18 protein-coding genes and 1 tRNA gene are annotated in these 19,399 nt (G+C 38.5%); 7 read left to right on the top strand and 12 right to left on the bottom strand.

Going from position 1 to position 19,399, the window contains the following annotated elements; genetic code table 11:
- Positions 1 to 16: 16 nt before the first annotated feature.
- The 3 genes from CRO15_RS02650 to CRO15_RS02640 all read left to right on the top strand — a co-directional run bounded on the left by CRO15_RS02650 (position 17) and on the right by CRO15_RS02640 (position 3,434).
- Positions 17 to 370, top strand: a complete 354-nt coding sequence (locus tag CRO15_RS02650; RefSeq protein ID WP_097044223.1) for a four helix bundle protein — start codon at positions 17 to 19, stop codon at positions 368 to 370.
- Positions 371 to 482: 112 nt separating this feature from the next.
- Entirely contained in the window at positions 483 to 2,171 is a 1,689-nt protein-coding gene (gene recJ, locus CRO15_RS02645) for a single-stranded-DNA-specific exonuclease RecJ (RefSeq protein WP_097044222.1), read from the top strand.
- 6 nt (positions 2,172 to 2,177) lie between these two features.
- Positions 2,178 to 3,434 carry an MFS transporter gene (locus CRO15_RS02640; RefSeq protein ID WP_097044221.1) on the top strand — a complete coding sequence of 419 codons (1,257 nt, stop codon included), beginning with the start codon at positions 2,178 to 2,180 and terminating at the stop codon, positions 3,432 to 3,434.
- 6 nt (positions 3,435 to 3,440) lie between these two features.
- Here CRO15_RS02640 and CRO15_RS02635 read toward each other — a convergent pair whose 3' ends face one another.
- From CRO15_RS02635 to CRO15_RS02600, 8 genes are all read right to left on the bottom strand, one after another.
- Positions 3,441 to 3,785, bottom strand: a complete 345-nt coding sequence (locus tag CRO15_RS02635) for a cupin domain-containing protein (protein WP_097044220.1) — start codon at positions 3,783 to 3,785, stop codon at positions 3,441 to 3,443.
- Positions 3,782 to 4,549 (bottom strand): UDP-2,3-diacylglucosamine diphosphatase, encoded by a 768-nt coding sequence (locus tag CRO15_RS02630; protein WP_097044821.1) that lies wholly within the window; start codon positions 4,547 to 4,549, stop codon positions 3,782 to 3,784. Before CRO15_RS02630 ends, CRO15_RS02635 begins: the two co-directional genes overlap by 4 nt.
- A gap of 44 nt (positions 4,550 to 4,593) precedes the next feature.
- Complete coding sequence (locus tag CRO15_RS02625) at positions 4,594 to 5,043, bottom strand: 6-pyruvoyl trahydropterin synthase family protein (RefSeq protein WP_097044219.1); 450 nt, start codon at positions 5,041 to 5,043, stop codon at positions 4,594 to 4,596.
- A 106-nt stretch (positions 5,044 to 5,149) separates the two neighbouring features.
- Entirely contained in the window at positions 5,150 to 5,557 is a 408-nt protein-coding gene (locus tag CRO15_RS02620) for a DUF3592 domain-containing protein (RefSeq protein ID WP_207763789.1), read from the bottom strand.
- Between the two features lie 235 nt (positions 5,558 to 5,792).
- Positions 5,793 to 6,653: an RluA family pseudouridine synthase gene (locus CRO15_RS02615; protein ID WP_243396913.1), complete on the bottom strand. Its 861-nt coding sequence runs from the start codon at positions 6,651 to 6,653 to the stop codon at positions 5,793 to 5,795.
- Between the two features lie 5 nt (positions 6,654 to 6,658).
- Positions 6,659 to 7,426, bottom strand: coding sequence for an enoyl-CoA hydratase/isomerase family protein (locus CRO15_RS02610; RefSeq protein WP_097044216.1), 768 nt, complete (start codon positions 7,424 to 7,426; stop codon positions 6,659 to 6,661).
- 39 nt (positions 7,427 to 7,465) lie between these two features.
- Positions 7,466 to 8,800, bottom strand: coding sequence for an MATE family efflux transporter (locus CRO15_RS02605; RefSeq protein WP_097044215.1), 1,335 nt, complete (start codon positions 8,798 to 8,800; stop codon positions 7,466 to 7,468).
- Positions 8,801 to 8,812: 12 nt separating this feature from the next.
- On the bottom strand, positions 8,813 to 9,313 hold the full coding sequence (locus CRO15_RS02600) for a GNAT family N-acetyltransferase (RefSeq protein WP_097044214.1): 501 nt from the start codon (positions 9,311 to 9,313) through the stop codon (positions 8,813 to 8,815).
- Between the two features lie 53 nt (positions 9,314 to 9,366).
- On the opposite strand from CRO15_RS02600, the gene CRO15_RS02595 reads away from it, so the two are divergent.
- The 4 genes from CRO15_RS02595 to CRO15_RS02580 all read left to right on the top strand — a co-directional run bounded on the left by CRO15_RS02595 (position 9,367) and on the right by CRO15_RS02580 (position 13,121).
- Positions 9,367 to 10,161: a universal stress protein gene (locus CRO15_RS02595; protein ID WP_097044213.1), complete on the top strand. Its 795-nt coding sequence runs from the start codon at positions 9,367 to 9,369 to the stop codon at positions 10,159 to 10,161.
- A gap of 64 nt (positions 10,162 to 10,225) precedes the next feature.
- Positions 10,226 to 10,302, top strand: a tRNA-Ala gene (locus CRO15_RS02590).
- 157 nt (positions 10,303 to 10,459) lie between these two features.
- Positions 10,460 to 11,977, top strand: coding sequence for a M20/M25/M40 family metallo-hydrolase (locus CRO15_RS02585; RefSeq protein WP_097044212.1), 1,518 nt, complete (start codon positions 10,460 to 10,462; stop codon positions 11,975 to 11,977).
- Positions 11,970 to 13,121, top strand: coding sequence for a DUF819 family protein (locus CRO15_RS02580; protein ID WP_097044211.1), 1,152 nt, complete (start codon positions 11,970 to 11,972; stop codon positions 13,119 to 13,121). Before CRO15_RS02585 ends, CRO15_RS02580 begins: the two co-directional genes overlap by 8 nt.
- A 271-nt stretch (positions 13,122 to 13,392) precedes the next feature.
- On the opposite strand, the gene CRO15_RS02575 is transcribed toward CRO15_RS02580, so the two are convergent.
- The 4 genes from CRO15_RS02575 to CRO15_RS02560 all read right to left on the bottom strand — a co-directional run bounded on the left by CRO15_RS02575 (position 13,393) and on the right by CRO15_RS02560 (position 19,314).
- Entirely contained in the window at positions 13,393 to 14,583 is a 1,191-nt protein-coding gene (locus CRO15_RS02575; RefSeq protein ID WP_097044210.1) for a trans-sulfuration enzyme family protein, read from the bottom strand.
- The gene (nhaC, locus tag CRO15_RS02570; RefSeq protein WP_097044209.1) at positions 14,552 to 16,018 is read right to left on the bottom strand and encodes a Na+/H+ antiporter NhaC; all 1,467 of its coding nucleotides are present in this window, start codon (positions 16,016 to 16,018) and stop codon (positions 14,552 to 14,554) included. The genes CRO15_RS02575 and nhaC overlap by 32 nt, the downstream gene beginning before the upstream one ends.
- A 35-nt stretch (positions 16,019 to 16,053) precedes the next feature.
- Positions 16,054 to 17,871 (bottom strand): glycoside hydrolase family 36 protein, encoded by a 1,818-nt coding sequence (locus CRO15_RS02565; protein ID WP_097044208.1) that lies wholly within the window; start codon positions 17,869 to 17,871, stop codon positions 16,054 to 16,056.
- A gap of 429 nt (positions 17,872 to 18,300) precedes the next feature.
- On the bottom strand, positions 18,301 to 19,314 hold the full coding sequence (locus tag CRO15_RS02560) for a GntR family transcriptional regulator (RefSeq protein WP_097044207.1): 1,014 nt from the start codon (positions 19,312 to 19,314) through the stop codon (positions 18,301 to 18,303).
- Positions 19,315 to 19,399 lie beyond the last annotated feature (85 nt).

The following is a 19,399-nucleotide window of genomic DNA, read 5'->3' as shown; positions in this document are numbered from 1 at the left end:
TCAAATCATAGAAATTATGAACGACAAAAAGTTTGATTTAGAGGATAGGTTTGTTCAGTTGGCTGCAAACATCGCTTTATTTTGTAAAGATCTGCCATCAAATTTTGCAGGGAATTATTATGGTAATCAATTGCTTCGGTCAGGAGGAAGTGCAGCGTTGAACTTTGGAGAAGCCCAAGGAACCATTACAAATAAAGATTATCGTTTCAAGGCATCATTGGTTTTAAAGGAGTTGAAGGAATCAAGGGTTAACTTGAGAATCTTAGATAAGATCAGCTATGGTTCAGAACAAATCAAGCACAACCTTTTAGATGAAATTGAGCAATTGGTAAAAATCATCTCAACAATTATCAAAAACAAGACCCCATGAATTTGAACCTGAACTTAATCCTTAAACCTAAACTTGAGCTTGAACTTGAGTTTTTGATTTGCACTTAAATTTTGAACTAAGTTTTTCCTGAACTTATACTTGAACTTTACTTATGAGATGGACCATAAAACCTAAATCTAACCCCAATGAAATTGACCGCCTTTCCAAAGAATTAAATGTTGATGCATTGATATCACATTTGCTATTGCAGCGAGGGATTTCAACATACGATGAAGCAAAACGATTCTTTCGTCCCGAAATATCCCATTTGCACGACCCATTTCTGATGAAGGATATGGACAAGGCAGTGGAACGAATTGAGTCGGCAATCACCCAGAATGAAAATATTTTGGTGTATGGAGACTACGATGTAGATGGTACTACTGCAGTGGCACTTTTATCCTCCTTTCTTCAAGAAAGCTATCCAAACGTTGCTACATATATCCCTGACCGTTATTCCGAAGGATATGGGGTGTCCTTGAAAGGAATCGACTTTGCTATGGATAATGATTTTTCCTTGATCATAGCTTTGGATTGCGGGGTTAAGGCTATTGAGCAAGTGGACTATGCCAAAGAAAAAGGGATTGACTTTATTGTTTGTGATCACCACAGACCTGGGGACGCCTTGCCAAATGCAATTGCAGTTTTGGACCCTAAACGGGACGATTGTAAGTATCCGTACAAGGAACTTTGCGGCTGCGGAGTAGGGTTTAAGCTGATTCAGGCAATGGCTTTAAGAAATGGAAATACAATTGAAGACCTTGTTCCTTATTTGGATTTAGTGGCCACCGCCATTGGAGCAGACATTGTTCCGATAACTGGAGAAAATAGGGTGTTGGCATATCATGGGCTTCAGGTCATCAACGCAAATCCTAGAATTGGCTTTAAGGCCATTATTGACCAAATTAAAAAGAAGGAACTTACTATAACCGATGTTGTTTTTATTATCGCCCCCAGAATCAATGCGGCAGGTAGAATGAAGCACGGGCAACATGCCGTAAATCTTTTAAAAGAAACTGATTTAAGTGTGGCCCAAAAATTTGCTTCGGAAATAGAACAATTTAATGCGGACAGAAAAAACCTGGATAAAGAAATTACTGAAGAAGCATTACAACAGATTCAAGAAAACGACGAGGAAGAACGTTTTACATCGGTGGTTTATAGCGAAAGTTGGCATAAAGGAGTTATCGGCATTGTGGCGTCTCGACTTACCGAAATCTATTACCGTCCAACCCTGGTGTTTACCAAAAGTGGAGACAAATTGGCTGCCTCTGCAAGATCTGTAAAAGGGTTTGATGTATACAATGCCCTAGAAAAATGCTCGGATTGTTTGGAACAATTTGGCGGACACAAATATGCCGCTGGATTAACGCTTTTGGAAAAACAATATGAAAACTTCAAACAACAATTTGAAAAGGTCGTGGCCGAATCCATAGATCCCAAGTTGCTGGAACCCGAATTGGCTATTGATGCCAAAATCGATTTAGACCAAATCAGTCCTAAATTAATGCGGATTCTAAAACAATTTGCTCCTTTTGGACCGGGCAATATGACCCCGGTTTTTATGGCGGAGAAATTAAATGATACCGGATATGGAAAAGGTGTTGGTGAGGGTGAAAAGCATTTAAAACTTTCAGTTGTTCAAAATAGATCAATGGCTATTGGAGCTATTGGTTTTAATCTAGGTCAAAAATTGGATAGGGTAACAGAGAAAAGTTCCTTTGAAGCCGTTTTTTCCTTGGATGAAAACGAGTGGAACGGTCAAGTTAGCCTACAACTAAAACTACGGGATATTCGATAATTATTTATGGATCCATACGCAGCACTTCGATTTAAAGAGTTCAATATTTTTTTGGTAGTTCGTTTTGCGATGGTGTTCGCATGGTCCATGCAGTTTATTGTGATTGAATGGCAAGTGTATTCTATGACCAAAGACCCTTTGTCGCTTGGTATAATTGGGTTGATGGAGATAATTCCTGCCGTGGGAATGGCCCTATTCGCTGGTCACGTAGTGGATCAAAAGGAAAAACGGAATTTGTTGATCAAATGTATTTTGGGTTTTTCGGTCATAAGTCTGGGATTGTTTTTGATTAGTGACCCTAATTTGGAAAACTCCATTAGTCAAAGCACAATATTGTATTCCATTTACTTTTTAGTGTTTTTAGGAGGGTTGGTAAGAGCGTTTATAGGGCCAACCGTTTTTTCACTCATTGCCTTGATCGTTCCTAAGAAAATTTATCCGAATGCAGCTACTTGGAGCAGCTCAACATGGCAATTGGCCGCAGTAGTAGGTCCGGCAATTGCTGGGTTCTTGATTGGATGGATTGGAGTGCATTGGTCCATGTGCGTCATTTTAGCATTTTCTCTTATTGCATTGCTCTTTCTTTTAAAGATTTCAAAGAAACCCATTCTAAATCCCAATATTGGTGAACCGGTACTTAAAAGTTTAAAGGATGGGCTAAAGTTTGTGTTTAGCAGTAATGCTATTCTTGGGGCCTTGACTTTGGATATGATTGCAGTATTGTTTGGAGGTGCAGTGGCACTATTGCCCATTTACGCTCAAGATATTTTGCATGTTGGCTCTGAGGGTTTTGGAATTTTACGGGCAGCTCCTGCTGTTGGGGCATCAATCACCATGTTGGGATCAACAAGATTTCCGCTACACAAAAAAGCGGGCAAAAAACTGTTGTTGGCCGTATTTGCCTTTGGCATCTGTATTCTTGTTTTTGGAATTTCCACCCTGTTTTGGGTTTCTGTGGCCGCACTATTTTTAAGTGGAGCGGTTGATGGCGTTTCCATGATCATACGTCAAACCATTTTGCAATTAAAAACTCCAGATAATATGAGAGGGCGAGTGGCTTCCGTGAACTCCATTTTTGTGGGATCCTCCAATGAGTTGGGCGCTTTTGAAAGTGGTGTTGCCGCAAAACTTTTAGGCACAGTTCCTGCTGTAGTTTTTGGTGGATGTATGACATTGTTGACGGTGGGAACAACGGCCATAATCTCGCCAAAGTTTAGAAAGCTGGACCTTCAAAAAGATATTGAGGAGCATGAAAAGGATTAAGGACAATTACGATGTTTCTTGATGTCTATCACCTCTGGTTGTTGGTTCAGAAATCACGATGAATTCCAAATCTTCTGATTGGTCGTTCCGAATTTTGTGTTTTGTTTTCGGAGGTATATGGATTCCTTCCCCATTTACGACATGAATGACCTCATCTTCAATCTCAAAAGTTGCAATCCCTTTTAAAATTCTGAAAAACTGCTGGGCATTTAGATGGTAGTGTTTTTGTTCCTGAGTATTGGGAGGCATTAATTCTTCAATAATACTCAGACTTTCAGTTTTCGCCATATGCCAACCACTACAATTATCTCCCCAATAATAATGCTCGCCGTTCTTTTTTGATTTTATCATCCCTCCAACTTTTCCAATGACAATTTTTCCCCATCAAAAACGGCATAGGTGAAATAGGAGATCCAATCGCCTAAATTGGTATAAGTGGATTTTTCGTTCAATTGGATTTCCATGGGAAGATGGCGATGTCCAAAGATGAAATGGTCATAATGTTGGGTTTCCAATTTTCGTTTGGCGTATAGAATCAACCACTCCTTATCCTCCCCTAAAAATGTTGCATCTGCATCCCCTGAGATAATTTTGTTGTTTACGGAAAGGTGTTGCCCCAACCGTACGCCCAAATCAGGATGCAGCCACTTGAACAACCATTTGGCCAATGGATTGGTAAAGACTTTTTTCATTCGTTTAAAGCCTTTGTCATGTGGTCCCAAGCCATCACCATGGCCCAAAAAGAAGGAAGTATCATTAATAACGTACTGTTGTGGCTCGTGATACACAGGAATGTTGAGCTCTTCCTCAAAATAACCGTTCATCCACAAATCATGGTTGCCCACAAAATAGGTAATTTGTATGCCCATGTCAGACAGCTCAGCAAGTTTTCCAAGCGTTCGCGTAAAACCTTTTGGGACCACGGTTTTGTATTCAAACCAAAAATCAAAAAGATCACCCATTAAAAAAATGACAGCTGCATCCTCCTTTAGGGAATCCAACCAGGCGACAAACTTTTTTTCCCGCGGTAAACTGTCCTTGGCAGTCGGCGCACCTAGGTGATTGTCACTTGCAAAATAGACTTTTTTACCTAATGGAATGGTGATGTTTTTCATTTGCCTGTAAATATAAGAATTACCTCTTGGGATGTTGAAATGAATCAATTGTCTGATGCATACCACTCGGCAAAGGAGGTTTCTGTTTCTTGAAGTTTAATGGAATGCAACTGAATATTTTCAGGGAGCCTTGCTTTTATTTTTGATGCAAAATCTATGACCATGTTTTCACTGGTTGGTTGGTAATCGGCTAAAATAATGCTATGCCCTCTTTCTGATAGTTCGTTGGCAAGTTCTACGTGAGGAGAATTCTTATTGAAAATAGTCGCATGGTCAAATTGGTCCACAATTTCTTCATTCACAACTTTTTTAAGGTCGCCAAAATCAATGACCATTCCATGTTTTACATGATCTGCATCAGAAATGGGAGTGCCAATAACGGTTACAGAGAGTTTGTAGCTGTGTCCGTGTACATTTCTACATTTGCCATCGTACCCATAAAGGGCATGACCCGCCTCAAAATTGAACTGTTTGGTGATTCTGATTTTTCCCATTAGGATGCCTTAAAATGCAAAGGTAACTATCATTTCAAGGGAATCTTAATATGAGTTCAAGTTTCCATATAAATTTATAACTCCGTGACCAAACAGAATGATATCTCTATCTTAGGGTATAAAGTAAATAGCTGCCACCAATGACCAATAAGGGAGAGGCGATTATTGCGAGTATAATACTGACTCTATAAAGTCCCCAAAAAGATATCGTTTTTACGTTTTCAGCGTCATTTCTATCATAGATGATTTTAACTTTCTCACCTACCTTATATGCTGGAGGACTTGAACTTATGGGGCTTTTATAGGTTCTGGTGGTATTGGTCCGGTCCTTAAATTCAAAAATAGGAGTGTAAGTGTCTCCGTCACTATCGTAGTTGGTTAGTAAATCTGAAACTATAGCTGTGGTCCTTACACCATCAAGAAGTAGGTTCTGTGTCTTTTGATATTGCTGAAAAGCCATAAAAAGCAAGACAGTTCCCAAAGCAAAAAAACCACCGTACAATACTAACCACATGGTATATTTTTTAATGGCCATTTTAGGCTATCGCTTAAATTTTCTTCTATTACGAAACCGGGTAATAAGATAAACGGTTATTACAAGAAAAGCCACCAATGGCAGAACAATATCACTGTTTAGAAAAGAAAGAAGTTCCATTTATTTCTTTTAATACATGAAATTTTTGACCAAGAAGCCAAATAATATCCTAATTAACGATTTTCTGTCGACATTATTTCTTCTTGCACTATCCTTATTGCGCAACGATTTTTTTAAACCGTTTAGGAAGTTCATCAATGATATGGATTTTTTCACCGGTATGTGGATGTGCAAATTTTAAGGAATAGGCATGCAAATACAATCCTTTGCCCTTTAAAATTAAGCCTTCCGTTCCATAGTCTTTATCTCCCAGTATTGGATTTCCAATACCTGTTAAATGTTTGCGAAGTTGGTGCCTTCTTCCGGTCAGTGGGGTCAATTTTACTAAATTTAGTTTACCAAATCTTTTGGAAGGGACTGATTTAACAATGGTATAATTTGATTGTGCGGTTTTGCCGCCAATTTTTGTTGCTATTTCACCTTTACAGTTCATTTCACCAATGGTAATAGCATAGTAAGTTTTGCTAACTTCCTTGTTCTCAAACATTTTATTTAATGCATGAATACTGCTGCTTGTTTTGCCCACCAATAAGATACCTGTAGTTGCATAATCCAATCGGTGAACAGGTTGAGGTGTTGTAGCGTCTGGGAGCTTACTTGATCTAATGTTTTGGATTAAGGCATTGGCAATAGTTTTAAAACTATTGCCACTAACTAAAATCCCCGCAGGTTTATGAATTAACGCCAAGTGTTCGTCTTCAAATAGTACGTTGAGATGAAAGGCTAACTTTTTTTTAGGCGTGATTTCTTTTGGAATGAAAAACCTAATGGTTTCACCGCCATTTATATACGTGGCCGAACTGGCAATAGCATCGTTTACTGTAATATACCGCTTCTTTAGGGCCTTTTTTAAGGCTGATTTGGTTAGTGCTTTTGTGAAAATGCCAACACCATATTCTTGAAGTCTAATAGGAGTTGATAGTTTTGGAACAATATGGGTTTGGGTTGAAAGGATATTGGTTATTTTTTGAATTTTTCCAAGGCAGCTTTGGTGGTTGACGATAGTGCAAGTTTTCCAGAAACTTGAGCTCGTTGCAACAGTAATTCGTCCCAATGCTCTGTGCCTTCCCATAAAACTTGCTTCATTTCGGCTAGAGCTTCAGGGTTATAAGATGCTAATTTTTGGGTATGGAAATCCAGTTCATTGTCCATTTCTGAAATGGAATCGAATACTTTGGAAAACAAGCCTTTTTCTTTGGCCCAATAGGCATTTTTCCATTCAGTTGGGAACAAAGAAAGTTCTGCCAATCCAGCTTTTCCAATTTTTCGTTCCACGGCTGGTGCAATGACCAAAGGCGCAATGCCAATAGAGACTTCTGATAATTTTATGGAAGAGGCTTCTGTAGCGTAAACATAATCGCATGCCGAAGCCAAACCAACACCTCCACCAACGGCTTTTCCCTGAACTCGTCCAATAATGGGTTTAGAACATATTCGCATAGCATTGATCACATTGGCAAAGCCACTAAAAAAAGCTTCTCCTTCTTCAAGATTGGATATGGCGACCAACTCGTTAAAAGAAGCTCCAGCGCAAAAGGTCCGTTCCCCTTCAGATTTTAAAACAACAACTGAAATTTCTGGATTTGCCGAGAGCTTGTCAAACTCCTTAGCCAAACGTGCCAATAATTCAGATACAAATGAGTTACTGGCAGGATGGCCAAACTCTACCGTTGCTATCCGACTTTCAATTTTGGTATAAAGGCTTCCGTTGACTCGATTTGTGGTCATAGGTCGATGAATCTGTTAGTTGTTCTTTAGAACACTAAATTAACTGTTTTGTACCAAGGGCTTGAACTTTCTTCTAAATTTCCATACCAAAGCGAGACCTCGAATCAGCATCCAGACCACAAAAGCTATCCAAATGGCATAGAATTCCCAATCCAAATACTTGCCTATGTATAAAGTTGGAATAAAGCCTAGAAAGGTAGCCGAGAGCAGTACATTTCTTAAATATTTCATCTCACCCAATCCTTTAAAAAGCCCATCAAAAACAAAAGCCAAGGTGTTCATCGGTAACCCAAGAATAACAATAAAGAAGATTCCATAAAAGGTACTGAGAACTACAGCTTCGTTTGAGAAAATATGTCCAATAGGTTTATAAAAGACAAATCCCAAAGCCATTAATATAACACTTATGATCATTCCATAGGTGATAATTTTCTTGGACAATTTCCAAAGGCCTTTGTAATCGCTTGCCCCCAATAATTTTCCACCCATACTGTTACCAGCCGCACCGTATCCATCAATAAAAAAAGCAGCGAATAACCAAAGGTTAATGGCAATGGTGTGGGCGCCTATGAACCTATCTCCAAGTGCAGTGGCCTCTCGAACGGCAATGATCAAAGCAGCGTTCAATGCCAAAGCCCGAACAAACAGGTTAAGACTCATAAAAACCAAACGTTTGAGTTCCTTGTTCAGTGGAAATACCAATTTTAAACTTATATCGGTTTTTTTCAACAATAGGATAAATACCAAAATGGCCATTACGCCTTGTGATATCAAACTGGCCCAAGCGGCTCCTTCCAAATACATGGCTGGAACCAATCCTTCAATACCATAAACAAAGATGAAATCCAAAATAATATTGAGCACAGCACCAATCAGGGCAATTATCATGGGATAAAACGTATTCTGAAGTCCCCTAAAAATACCAAAGATGGCAAAGGTGAACAGCGTCAGTGGAAAGCCCCATACGCGAATGGAATAATAGGAAATGCAGTATTCCAATATTTTTCCGCTGGCTTCAAGCAGGCTAAAAATCTCCTCGACAATAAAAATGGTAGATAACAACAATACAATGCTCAACAAGATATTGAAGAAAATGGCCTGTGCAGGTAGGTTTTTTACTTCTTCCAGTTTTCCTGCCCCAAGATACTGTGAGATAATCGCAGAGATAGAGCTTCGCGTTTGCCCTAAAACCCAAATAAGCATGGAGAGAAAGGAACCAACGATTCCTGCAGCTGCCAACGACTCTAATCCATCCACAGGAATGTTGCCCACAATGGCCGTATCGGTAATGGAAAGTACGGGTTCCGCAATCCCTGAAATGGTTGCCGGAATCGCTAGTCGGTTTATGGTTTTAAAATTGACTTCTGTTCTCAAAGTCGATGCAAGTTACAGCACTAATTCATAACAATGAAAAGGATGGGCACTTTGTTTTGGAAAGAAGATATTCCCCAATCTTTGATATCCTCGTTGTTCATAGAACCTTTGGTTGCGTTCATTCTGGGAAAAAGTGTCTAATCTCACTGATGTAAAGCCGTTTGTTCTTGAAAATTCTTCAGCGTAATCCATCATTTCTTGTGCAAATCCCATACCCTGATAGTCAGGATGGATACAAACTCGGTGGATATAGGCATTGTTTCCATTTAGGGTAAGCCATTGTATTGGGATGTATTCCTCATCCATTTTAGTGGATATTACAATGGCACCGATGACCTTGTCCTCATGTATTTTAACATAAAGCTCATCTCTTTTTAAGTCATTTAAAAAAGCATTTTTAGAAGGATAATGTTCATTCCATTGGTAGATTCCTTTGGCCTCCATTTTAAGGGCACATGCCTTGGCAATGTTCAGTAAATACTTAATTTCGGATATCTTTGCAAGTCTAATCATGCATTGGTCTCAATTAAATTGTAAATTTAAGCTATAATCATAACCACCGAACAATGAATAATATACTGGTACCTATTGGAACTTCTCCCAACGCATCGGACACTCTTCAATATGCTATTGATTTTGCCTCCAACTTTGGAGCTAAAGTTTTTGTGATGGATGTTTTTTCGGTTACCTCGGGAACTGGGAGTCTTGCCAATGTAGCGGAAAAGGTGGCCAAAAGCAGCAAGGATCGTTTAAAGGACATTATTGATGCTGTGGACACCAATAACGTGGAGCTAAAAATCGCCACCTACAATGGGGATATTATTGATGGTCTTAATGATATTAACAAGGAACTGGGAATTGACCTGATTATCATTGCGCCACGCAGTAACGATATTAAGGAAGGACTCTATTTGGGGCATACTTCTGGCAGAATAGTGAAACGAACCAATCTTCCTACGCTAATAGTTCCTAAGGGAACCACTTTTAAGCCGGTTAACAAAATGATAGCTGCTTTTGGATCAGGAATTTTGAAGAGGAATAGGATATTGAACCCCTTAATTGAAATTAAGGACAAGTTTAGATCTAAGGTTGGTTTGTTATTGGTGAAAAGACCTGGATATTCTGAGGAAGACTTACAAGTGAACACGGCACTTTTAGATTTAAGTGAGAAGTTGACCATTACTGAACAAGCAACAACTTATCTGGGAGTTTTGGAATATTTTCAGAAAGAGAATCCAGACATGTTATGCGTTTTTAGACGAAAAAGAGGATTTTTTAAGAAGCTTTGGGAAAAAAACACCATTCCTAAATCAGAATTTTTTGTTCCTATCCCTGTTTTAGTGTTAAGTGTTAAGAAATAAAGGGAAGGTAAAAAGTTCTATTTTGAAACTTTAGGAAAATGTCTTTCCTTTGCGACGCTCTACTGGGGGATTAGCTCAGCTGGCTAGAGCGCTTGCCTGGCAGGCAAGAGGTCACCGGTTCGACTCCGGTATTCTCCACCAAGTAAACATAGGCCCTCACTGATGTGAGGGCTTTTTATTTCCTAAAATGCACAGTTTGTGCACACTTTTAAATCATGCTTTTGTAACCATACAATCTATAATCTATCCATATAGTCACTTGCTTTCTTTCAATTCAAAGATTTACTAAATTCCGTAGATGAAAAAAGCAATAGTGTTCCTTATATCTCTAATGTTCTCAATGAGCTTTGGGCAAAGTTTGAAAAGAGAAAAAATCCATCAGTTTGCAGATGAATATTTCGTGGAAGGTATGTTTACATTAAAAGAATTTTTGCAACTTCCTAACATTGGATCTAATCCCGATAATATTGACCTGAATCTGTCTTGGTGCGAAAACGCATTTAAAGCTTTAGATTTTAAGATTGAACTGTTGACGTCTGAAGGAGTAAAACATTTACTTGCCGAAAAAGCATATCGGAAAAAGGCTCCAACAGTGCTGTTTTACCTTCAGATTGACGGACAGCCTGTAGATTCCTCAAAGTGGAATCAGAAAGACCCATTTGATCCCGTACTAAAAGAATGTGTTGGAGATGAATGTAGTGATATACCATGGGAAAAGCTGACCAAAAACTTTAACGCAGATTGGAAGGTTTTTGCTAGATCGGCTTCGGATTCCAAAGGACCTGCAATTGCATTTTTACAAACCTTAAAGATTCTTAAAGAGAAGAAGATAAATCCTGGCTTTAATATTAAGGTCATTATGGATTTTCAGGAAGAATTGGGTTCACCAACCCTACCTGCACTCGTAAGGAATAATAGGAACGAATTAAGTGCGGATGCCATGTTAATTATGGATGGCACCCGACCACCGAACAATCTTCCAACCCTAACCTTTGGAGCGCGGGGTATAGCAACCATGAAACTAACTGTTTATGGAGCCTATAAAAACTTGCATTCTGGTCAATATGGGAATTATGCCCCAAACCCCGTTTTTAGCTTATCAAGGCTATTGGGGTCAATGAAAGACGAAGAGGGACGTGTGTTGATTCCCGGTTATTATGGAGATATAGAGCTAACGGACGACCAAAAGGCCCTAATTAATTCTGTTCCTGAAAATGAAGAAAAATTATTGATGACTTTGGGAATAGCCAAAAGGGAAGCCATTGGAGAAACCTATCAGGAAGCGCTTCAATTTCCCTCTCTGAACGTAAGAGGTTTGAGGGCCGCATGGGTGGAGAATGAAGTACGCACCATAATTCCTTCTGAAGCTTTGGCCGAAATAGATATACGACTGGTTCCCGAAACACCAGCGGAACGACAAATTCAGCTATTGACCAATTTTATAGAATCAAAAGGGTTTTATGTTCTTGGGGAGGAACCTTCAGAGGCAGAGCGGAGAAAGTATCCAAAATTAATTAAAATTGAATCCCGAATAGGTTCCCGACCGTTTAGAACCCCACTGGATTCCCAGCTTGGAAATTGGTTAGGGTCGGCCATGACCCATGTTTTTGGTGAAGGAAACTTTATCCGTATGCAATCCACAGGGGGTTCTCAGCCCATTGCCCCTTTTATTTCTGAACTGGGGACCCCTGCCATTTCGGTGCGAATTCCCAATCCCGATAACAACATCCACGCTCCCAATGAAAATCTACGATTAGGAAATTTTCATGAAGGATTAAAAATGTGCCTGGGTATCTTAACGCAGAAATATGAGTAGTATAAACTTGTTTTGGACTGCAAGCGCGGTAGTACTGGTCACTGTTTTATACGTACTTTGGATTGGTAAAGTAAATAATAAATGGGTGAAGTTGGTACTTGATTGGTTTCCCGCTATCCTCTTTGCCTATGTACTGCCTGCGACATTCACTCATATTTCATGCATCGATCTATCAAACGTCCTGCTCCACGATCTGAGCAGATCATGGATCATTCCTTTTACCATTCTCACGGTGATGAGCGCTTTGTCCATAAAACAACTTAAAATTGTTGGGGTAAAACCGATTATCGTTTTTGGAGTGGGGTCTTTGGTGATTGCAACTCTACCCGTATTGCTGGTCATTTTTTTTGGGGTTTTCAATGAATCTAATACTGTTCTCTTTATCACAAAAGGATATTGGAAGGGACTTGTGCCTATTGTAGGTGGCTGGATTGGTGGTAGCACCAGTCAATTAGTTTTAAAGGAACTAGCGGAAACACCTGAAGCACTATTCCTTTCCATTTTGGTACTAGATAATATTTTGGTCAATATCTGGACGATACTGATGTTTCAATTTATCAAAAGAAGCAACCGTCTTAACGAGTCATGGGGTATTGACCCTAATTTTCCTGTTGTTGAGACACCCCAATATTCTGGAAACAACCGACCCTGGTTGGTAAACACTTTAACGATTGGCACTATTTTGTTAATAATGTTTTTGACTTCTTTTGTTTCCATGTCTTTCTTGGGGAGCGTAATTATTTTATCAATAGCTGGATTGGTTTTGGGAAATATTATGCCCATCTGGAACCATAAACTAGTATTAAAGATGGCCAGTTTTTCCATAGTATTAATTATGGCCATTTTAGGTTTAAAACTAAATTTTGACAATCTGTCCCTTCCAGCGGTTCTAGTCGTTTTGGTAGTTTTCTGGCTGGCACTTCATTTTTTTGCCATGTTACTTACCGCACGCTTGCTTAAAACCAATATGGCTTGGGTTGCAATCGGGAGTATGGCTAATCTTGGAGGGATTTCCACTGCTCCTGCTGTAACTTCAGCCTACAAAAAAGAGCTAATGCCGCATGCTATTGTTTTGGCCATTTTGAGCATGGTAACAGGAACTGGCTGGGGAATGTTAACCATTTTTCTATTCAGATTACTTTGAATACGAATTGTTTAGCCTATAGGCTGTTACAACTTATGAAATATATGTTCGTTTGCCGTTAATTTTATGGGTTTCATACAAGAGGCCATCGATTGGACCCTGGTATTCTCCACAAGTAAAATATAAGCCTTCACATGTGTTAGGGCTTTTTTGTTTAGAAATATTATTTCAAATTGATATACTTGAGGGGTAAAAGGATTTTTCTAGGAGAGTTAAGAGTCCAAATAACTCTTTTGCTGTTCTGAATATCATTTCGTTGAATATACCCAGCTTATATCAACAACAAACCCTGTTTTAAGTCTTCAATTAAATCTTCTACATTTTCCAAGCCAACAGAAATTCTAATATCGCCATAGGTTAAACCAGTTCCAGCAAATTGTTGTTGGTTTAATTCTTTGCCATAACTTATTGCCAAAGCATAAATTAAGCTTTCATGACCTCCCCAACTAACTCCAATTTGAAAAATATCCAGACTGTTAAAGAATGTTTTAATCCTTTTTAAGTCATTCGTTTTTAGACGAAAAGAAAGGAGACCAGAATACCCGGTCATTTGCCTTTTCCCCAATTCATATTGATCAAAACTTTTTAATCCCGGATGGTTAACCTTTTCAATTTTTGGGTGTTCGTCTAAAAAAGTGGCTATTTGAAGCGCATTTGTCTCATGTATTCTCATTCTTGCAGGTAGTGTCTGCAGACTTCGCGTAATTAGCCACGATTCCATTGGGGAAATTTTACCTCCCAGCCATTCATATTCTCTAAGATAGATCTGATCAAGGAGCTCATTACTACCTATTATAACGCCAGCTACCAAATCACTATGCCCACCAATGTACTTTGTACAGGAATGGACTTCGAGGTCTATTCCCATTTGTAATGGTTTTTGAAAACAAGGAGTTGCCCAGGTGTTGTCAATTATTGTTTTTATTCCTTTGTTTTTGGCCAGTTTGGCCACTGCAGCAATGTCCTGTAAAGAAAAAATACCGGACGAAGGGCTTTCTAAGTATATTAAGTCCGTGGTTTCTGTTATGGCGTTTTCAAACTCCTTTATATCTACTCCGGAGACAAAGGTTACCGAAAGATTCATTTTGTTTTTAAGGTACGTATAAAACAGATTGTTTGCAGGGCCATAAATGTTCTTTACGGAAACAACATGCCCGCCATTTTTTACGCAATGCAACACTGCGGCGGATATAGCGGCCATACCAGACCCAAATAGCAGCGCTCTTTCGCCTCCTGCCAGTTTTGCCAGCTTTTTTTGAGCAATGTCCACAGTAGGATTGTTTCCTCTAGAGTAAATAAAGCTTTTTGTTCTATTATCAAATGCATCACTGATGGCGTCCCAATCTTTGAAGGTAAAAAGTGATGTCTGAAAAATTGGAGAAACAACAGCGCCATTGTATGTTTCTCTTTCTTCACCAAAATGAGCCAAGTCAGTTTCTATCTGTCTCTCCTTTTTTTTCATCCAATACTTTTTTGTTTTTATAGAAGCATCCTATTCCAAGGATGGCTATCAACGGAGCAATAATAAGATTTATTAAACTAAGTAATTGCCAATTCCAATAATCCCCTACAGATACTCCCATTACCGAAACCATGAACAGGGCCGTTGGGTGCCATGGGATTAAGCTTTCGATCATTGTTCCATAATCTTCAAGGGACCTGCTCAGTACCTTTCTACTTATCCCTAGTTTATCGTACTTAGATTTAAATGCTTCACCAACAATGAAGCTTGTTGCATATTGATTTCCCGTCATACTGTTGGTTACTCCGGAGGCAAAAAGAGAGGAAAGAATTACCGAAGTTTTTGTTTTTGCATAGGAAAACACTCTATCTACAATCCTTGGAATTGCCTTATTGGTGTCTAGGATTCCTATAAATAAGAAGACAAATAGAGCTATAATTATAGCATCGTTTAGGGCATACATTCCTCCACGGTTAAACAAGGTGCTAATGTTCTCGGGAATGGTTTGTTGCCATACGGCCATGTTTGTATCAAACCCTTTGTATACTGATTGTACAATATCATCAAAAGTATAACTCTGGACTAACAAGCCAAGGATACAGGCTACCAAGGAAGATGTTAACAAAACAGGTATGGTGGGCAATTTTTTAATGGAGCCCAAAAGCACAATTAAAACAGGTGCCAGTAATAGTACGTTAAAGTTGAAAATTGATGCAACACCATTCAAGGTTGCCTCTACTTCGGAAAAATTCTCGACCATGGAATCTACAGGGTAGATAAAACCCGCAGCAGTATAGATACAAGCAGCAATTATTGCTGAAGGTAATGTAGTGTAAAGCATAGAGTTTATATGATCAAACAAATCTATCTCCGCGGCAAGGGCCGCAATATTGGTTGTATCTGACAATGGGGACATCTTGTCGCCAAAAAATGCACCTCCAATAACAGCTCCCGCCACTATGTGCAAGTTGGCATCAATTGCCATTGCCACACCAAAAATAACTACCCCAATTGTACCAACAGAGCCATATGATGTGCCTGTGAACATGGAAAAGAATATAGGAACAATAAAGGCCAAAACATATATATATTTTGGATTGACCAACTCGATACCGTAGTAAACAAACATCGGTATAGTTCCTGAAACAATCCAACTTCCTATTACAATGCCTATGGCAAACAAAATAAGAATAGTTGGGAGACCCTTTGTCAGTTTTTTTATGGCATTGGCTAAAATAACATCCCAAGTATATCCTAAATAATATAAATGAGCTGTGGCAAAGAATGAGGAGCACAAGAAAATAATCTCTAAAGGAATTGTGGGTTGGTCAAAGAAATATGGTCTTAAAACCAAGCCGTAAACAATTAATGCTAACAAAAAGAGCACAGGCAGTGCACTATGTATAAGCTTGTCCTTCCTTTGAATTAGATTCATATGTGTTTATTCATTATGGCTTTTTGGGAAGTATGCTAGTTTAAGGAAACGTTTAACAATCCACAAACTGGGATTTCAAATTGAGTCAGTCCTTTTTGTAAATCCATGGATTTATCACTTATTACTTCTCCAAGGCAGTTCAATATACTTATTCTGCAGTTTCCAAGTCCTTTTAATATATTCACTACAACGGTTGTAGATGTTTTTGCATTTATAATGTCATATGCCTGAAAATTTCCGTTGAGCTCCATAACCCTATCTGTATGAATGCTCAAAATTTCTTTTTTTGAGTTATTTGCTCTTATCAACGGAAAATTCTCTGCAGGCCCTACTGCCTTTAATTTCCCATCCAGAAATACATCTCTGTTATTAATCCAATACCCTGAAAAGAATTCCACCATTTTTTTATGGGTGTCTGGAATTTGCCCTTGTCTAACTGATAATTGTGGTACTGAAAAAAGAATATTGGCAAATTGCAGTGCAGCCAGTTCAACAGGTTCTTCATAATTCCACATGAACATATCTGAATGTACTGCTGTATCACCTGTGAGTAGACGTAAATCTATGATACGCCTTCTATTGGAAACAGAGTCGTTGGCACAGTCATGTGCCCTGAACATATTTCCGCACTTTCTCAAGGTTGGACCAATGTAGTGTTGTCTGAACTCTATCAAAATTTCGGGGTTTATTGTTGAGAGCGCTTTGGTGACGTCTGTCATTAGTTTATCAACTGCTGGACCTACGGATGCATAATCCCTTCCATTTTCTAGGGTCAAGGCTGTGTTTTCATTTGGAATGAACCAGTCGATAAAATCGAGTTTGAAACCATCTAATTTCCATTCCTGTAGGGCTTGCACATAAAGGTCTACCAAATAATCTCTTACTTCTGGATATCTGGGGTCTACGATAGCGGTTTCATAAGTATCTGAGATATATAAAAATTTGCCCTCAAATTTTTTGTACGCATTAGAGTTAAGTCCAAAAAATGGGACTGCGTACCAAAGCATTACTTTCATATCCAAATCATGAACTTCCTTCACAAAATCCTTCATGTTTGGAAATCGCTCTGGGCGCCAATCGCCGGTATATGAATAGAGTCCTTCTGTACTTTTAGTTTGCCAGCCATCATCCACAATAATGGTTTCGTACCCCAACTTTTTGGCGGCTTTGCATTCTTCAAGCAGGCCGTGGGTTGTCATTTCCTGATTATAAGAGTACCAAGTGGAATACATGGGCATTCTGGCAGAATTGGGCACGTACATTGGTTTATATGCCTCCATTGATGCCCACCATTTTGAAACGGTGTTTAATGAGGTCTCATAACGATGGTTCCTGTAATCCAAATGGAGTTTTATTTCATATTCTTTAAAATCGGGAACAGGTTCCTTGAATAAAATTATATTGCATTGAGACCAACCTTCAGCCTCATAAAGACCAGTCCCTAACGAAAGGGTATTTATGGCATCAGAGCATGCAAAAGTATGTATGTTAGAGTCATCATGACCGAACAAACAAACAACTGGAGCTTGATATGCTGCTCTTGAGGTTAGCATTCGTTCATTATCGAATTCGGAGACTACCCTTCTGTCACTTGCATAGTCAGTCAACCATGTTCCCTTTAAGTTAATGGCCGGAATTTTCCATACTAATTTTATTGGGGAAGAATTGGTAGGTTTTTCTGAGCTAAATTTTAAAGAAATCACAAATAGGCCATCTTCAAATTGTTCAATAGTATTCGTAATTGAATAATTGAGAACAGTATCTTTAGAAAAGATGCCAACTCCCATATGTGGGAGGATATCACTTCCAATGCGTTCAATGAAGTTCCAACCCTTAATTGTTAGGTTTGCCATAATAAATTATGCTTCTATTAGATTTGTTATTTGTTTGATTCTAAGAGCGTTTTTGTTTATGCAATTGTATTAACGCCATTCTAGTTTTGAACAGAATCCAGTCTTATCTTTTAATAAATTTCTGTGCAGTTTCTGATTTCCACAAGGTTTAAAACAAAGCCAGACAACTTAAGGCCTGGCTTTAACTCAAACTAACTCAAAACTAATCAACTAAACTACGCTGCCTAATGAACAGCGCTCTCTATTTCTTAATTTGAAAAACACTTCTCCGCTACAGTATTTATTTATCAATCTTAACTATGATATACTGTGATACTTTTCAAATGTAGTACAATATTTTGAATATAAAAACAGAATGATAAAAAATTTGGAAAGTGACAGCGAGGTAATTTGCTGTTTATCTTTTTCTTGCAACTTGGACTTTAATTGCTAGAGGGATTTTCTTTTGATAAGGCTTAAAGACATAAACTCACGAGTGGTTCCTTCTGATTTTATGTGTTTTGCCGCTTTTCGCCCCATTTCCTTAAAATCTGATGAAATTGATGTGAGTCCACCGTGAATCATTTCTTTTACAATATGGTCGTCAAGAGTCAAAACACCTACATCTTTCCCTATTTCATATTCTTTTTGTGAAGCATCCCTTAATAGATCCCACAGAGTATTGTCATCAACGCAAAAATAGAGATTGCCCTTTTCAACGCCACCAGGCTCATATGACTCCTCTATAATTCCATGTACTTCATATTTATCTGAGAATCTTTTAAATGCATGTAATATCTCTACAGGGAGTATAGAATTTGGTTTGAAATACATTATGAAAGCTTTGTATTTTTTGATATCAGGAATTAAGTCTATTAGTTTTGAGTAGATTGAATCTTCAAATTCCTGAGATATAAACGAGAATTTTTGGTTAAGCGGAAGATACCTGTCTACAATAAGCATTCGTTTATGGTCAAACTGCTCTAGCAGAGGTATTAGTGAAGGATTTTGAATTGGAGCTATTACATAGTAGCCATATTTGGATTTGATGTTGGCCAATATACTTTTAAAAACATCAATGTTGTTGTGATGGAAATAAACATCAATACGAAATTTATCTCCCAATTCTTTTCTAAAGGCATTATAAAACTCCTGTTGAAAACGCTGGAATGTGAAAAGCAGGAGGGCTACGCTTCTGATTATGGCAGTTTGATCACTAGAAACAAAATATCCTTTACCCATTTTGGACTCAATGAGGCCGCGCTTTTTTAGTTCTTCATATGCATCATAGATTGTTTTTCTGGAGTAACCAGATTCTTTGATCATGAGGTTTATAGAAGGCATTTTGTCATCTCTATTTAGTACGCCGTCATCTATTGCCTCAATGGTACCAAGAACCAAGTGTTCGTGCTTGGTCAGATTACTTTTCTTTTTGAACTCTATTATTTTGTCAATTAACGTCATAATATTTGACTCCAAATGTCTTATACCTACTAATCTAGCATTTCAAGATCTCAAAAGTAATATATCATTCTAGGGTATCCTATTT

Origin of the sequence: Flagellimonas pacifica (assembly GCF_900215465.1) — a bacterium.
In the GTDB taxonomy this organism is placed as follows: domain Bacteria; phylum Bacteroidota; class Bacteroidia; order Flavobacteriales; family Flavobacteriaceae; genus Flagellimonas; species Flagellimonas pacifica.
The sequence above is the reverse complement of the archived record's forward strand: the minus strand, read 5'-3'. Positions and strand labels throughout refer to the sequence as shown.

Bases quoted from the DNA above. Each gene is read 5' to 3' on its own strand.
- CRO15_RS02650 (WP_097044223.1), top strand. From the start codon at position 17: ATGAACGACAAAAAGTTTGATTTAGAGGATAGGTTTGTTCAGTTGGCT.
- recJ (WP_097044222.1), top strand. From the start codon at position 483: ATGAGATGGACCATAAAACCTAAATCTAACCCCAATGAAATTGACCGC.
- CRO15_RS02640 (WP_097044221.1), top strand. From the start codon at position 2,178: ATGGATCCATACGCAGCACTTCGATTTAAAGAGTTCAATATTTTTTTG.
- CRO15_RS02635 (WP_097044220.1), bottom strand. From the start codon at position 3,785: ATGATAAAATCAAAAAAGAACGGCGAGCATTATTATTGGGGAGATAAT.
- CRO15_RS02630 (WP_097044821.1), bottom strand. From the start codon at position 4,549: ATGAAAAACATCACCATTCCATTAGGTAAAAAAGTCTATTTTGCAAGT.
- CRO15_RS02625 (WP_097044219.1), bottom strand. From the start codon at position 5,043: ATGGGAAAAATCAGAATCACCAAACAGTTCAATTTTGAGGCGGGTCAT.
- CRO15_RS02620 (WP_207763789.1), bottom strand. From the start codon at position 5,557: ATGTGGTTAGTATTGTACGGTGGTTTTTTTGCTTTGGGAACTGTCTTG.
- CRO15_RS02610 (WP_097044216.1), bottom strand. From the start codon at position 7,426: ATGACCACAAATCGAGTCAACGGAAGCCTTTATACCAAAATTGAAAGT.
- CRO15_RS02600 (WP_097044214.1), bottom strand. From the start codon at position 9,313: ATGATTAGACTTGCAAAGATATCCGAAATTAAGTATTTACTGAACATT.
- CRO15_RS02595 (WP_097044213.1), top strand. From the start codon at position 9,367: ATGAATAATATACTGGTACCTATTGGAACTTCTCCCAACGCATCGGAC.
- CRO15_RS02585 (WP_097044212.1), top strand. From the start codon at position 10,460: ATGAAAAAAGCAATAGTGTTCCTTATATCTCTAATGTTCTCAATGAGC.
- CRO15_RS02580 (WP_097044211.1), top strand. From the start codon at position 11,970: ATGAGTAGTATAAACTTGTTTTGGACTGCAAGCGCGGTAGTACTGGTC.
- CRO15_RS02575 (WP_097044210.1), bottom strand. From the start codon at position 14,583: ATGAAAAAAAAGGAGAGACAGATAGAAACTGACTTGGCTCATTTTGGT.
- nhaC (WP_097044209.1), bottom strand. From the start codon at position 16,018: ATGAATCTAATTCAAAGGAAGGACAAGCTTATACATAGTGCACTGCCT.
- CRO15_RS02565 (WP_097044208.1), bottom strand. From the start codon at position 17,871: ATGGCAAACCTAACAATTAAGGGTTGGAACTTCATTGAACGCATTGGA.
- CRO15_RS02560 (WP_097044207.1), bottom strand. From the start codon at position 19,314: ATGACGTTAATTGACAAAATAATAGAGTTCAAAAAGAAAAGTAATCTG.